Raw genomic sequence first — 2,137 nt, 5'->3', positions numbered from 1 at the left:
GACAGGGCCGAAGAGCGTAACCAGACAGGAGGGTCGGCAGTTCCTCGGCAAATTGCACGGCATTGATCGGCTCACGGTGGGTGCGATGCGACGATGAATGCTGGACGGGGGGCTCGAACCTTCTTTTCGCAAGAGCATCGAATGCTCGCGCAAAGGGGTCGAGTACAAGGTGAGGCAGGCCGGGCCATTTACGGTGCAGTGCGGCGGCGGCCATTCCCGCCGGCCGGAAGACATATGTCCATCCCAGACAATGCACCGGCAGGAGTTGATACTTCATCGGGCGCGCGAAGGCTAAGGATGTCCGGTTGGCCGAATCGGTCAGCTGCAGATCGAATTCGCCTTGATGCAATGCCCGCAGCAATTGCGGTCCGGCCGAGCCGTCATCGGTGCCGGGGTCGGCCATGAGCGGCCCGATGATCGCCGCATTCAATGGCGCACCATTGAGCTCGTAGCGGGCTTTCAAAACGCCGAGGAACCCACCCAGGCGGCCCTGCCGGTTGATCTGGACAAGAGCGTTGCTTTCACCGGAGTGGCCGGCAGGGTCGAGATAAATCTCTCTCATATACGCGGCCGTTTCGGCGATCGCGCGATCGAGGAGGTGACGGCGCCGCCGGCGAAACTTCGTCAGGAAGAGTGCGGCGACGCGCTCGAGATCTTCGGCAGCAAGCGGCCGAACCGAGCCATGCTGAGATTCCAGCACTGACGGCGCAGCCAACTTTTCCTCGGCATTCGCAGAAAGATGCATCGTGAAAAACGTCCGTGGGTTGCCTCCATCGGATATATATCAACCATTGGTAGAAACAACGTATCTCGGTCAATATGATGAACAGAGGTCCCAAGACTTACTATCCGGACAGGACTTCACAGGCAAATCAAGTCGGCCAGCATCACGGCGCTGATCGACGGGTCGACTGCCTCCCTGCGATCGCATCTCCTGCTCCAGCCCGCTGGGCTGACCGTGCCTGACAGAGGCGGCCTCCGGCCGAAGCTGGAGGCCGCCTCAGGTCAGCTGACAAGTCCCTTGGTCAGTTCGAGCGCCTGGCGTTCGAACAGGCGACGGTAGATGCCGCCTTTCAGCCGGATCAGTTCGTCATGCGAGCCTTCCTCGACGATGTTGCCGCGATCGAAGACCAGCAGCCTGTCGAGCGCCCGCACTGTCGAAAGCCGGTGCGCGATGACCAGCGTGGTGCGGCCGACCATCAGCCGCTCCATCGCCTGCTGGATCAGCACCTCCGATTCCGAATCGAGGCTCGATGTCGCCTCGTCGAGGATCAGGATGCGCGCATCGGCAAGGAAGGCGCGCGCGATCGCCACGCGCTGACGCTCGCCACCCGACAGTTTCACGCCGCGTTCGCCGACCAGTGTACCGTAGCCCTTTGGCAGGTTGGTGATGAAGTCATGCGCACTCGCCAGCTTGGCGGCATGCTCGATCTCCTCCTGCGACGCACTCGGCCTGGCATAGGCGATGTTTTCGGCCAGCGACCGGTGGAACAGGATCGGCTCCTGCTGAACGATGGCGATCTGCCCGCGCAGCGAGGCTTGCGCCACCTGCGAGATGTCCTGACTGTCGACCAGGATTTTCCCCGCGTTCACGTCATAGAGCCGCTGGATAAGCTTGACGAAGGTCGTCTTGCCCGACCCCGAATGGCCGACCAGCCCGACGCGCTCACCCGGCGCGATATCGACCGAAAAGTCGCGGTAAAGCGCGGATCGGTGATGGCCATAGTGAAAGGTGACGTTGTCGAAGCTGATCCGTCCTTCGGTGATCCGGATCGGCTTGGCACCTGGCCGGTCCTCGATGCCGAGCGGTTCGGACTGGAAATCGACCAGCTCTTCCATATCGTTGATGGAGCGCTGCAGGTTGCGGATATGCGTGCCGATGTCCCTGAGATAGCCCTGCAGCACAAAGAGCGAGGTCAGCACGAACGCAACGTCGCCGGCGCTCGCCTGCCCCCACGACCACAGCATCAGCGCCAGGCCGATCACCGCAGCGCGCATGACCAGCAGCAGCACCCCTTGCGTGGTGCCGTTGATGGTGCCGCGCACCCAGGTGCGCCGTGTACGCGCACGCCATTTGGCGACGACCTTGGCCAGGCGGCGTTCTTCGCGCTCCTCGGCGCCAAAGCCCTTGACCACG

At 62.5% G+C, this 2,137-nt stretch carries 1 protein-coding gene and 1 pseudogene; both read right to left on the bottom strand.

Going from position 1 to position 2,137, the window contains the following annotated elements; translation table 11 throughout:
- Positions 1–745 (bottom strand): annotated as a pseudogene (locus ENZ74_RS30045) (hypothetical protein); the annotation flags it as partial.
- Between the two features lie 260 nt (positions 746–1,005).
- A partial coding sequence (locus ENZ74_RS30040; protein ID WP_164761320.1) for an ABC transporter ATP-binding protein occupies positions 1,006–2,137 on the bottom strand: 1,132 nt, incomplete at its 5' end.

The organism is Mesorhizobium sp. M7A.F.Ca.CA.002.15.2.1 (assembly GCF_003998715.1).
Classification (GTDB): Bacteria; Pseudomonadota; Alphaproteobacteria; order Rhizobiales; family Rhizobiaceae; genus Mesorhizobium; species Mesorhizobium ciceri.
This window is presented reverse-complemented; position numbering and strand designations above follow the sequence as displayed.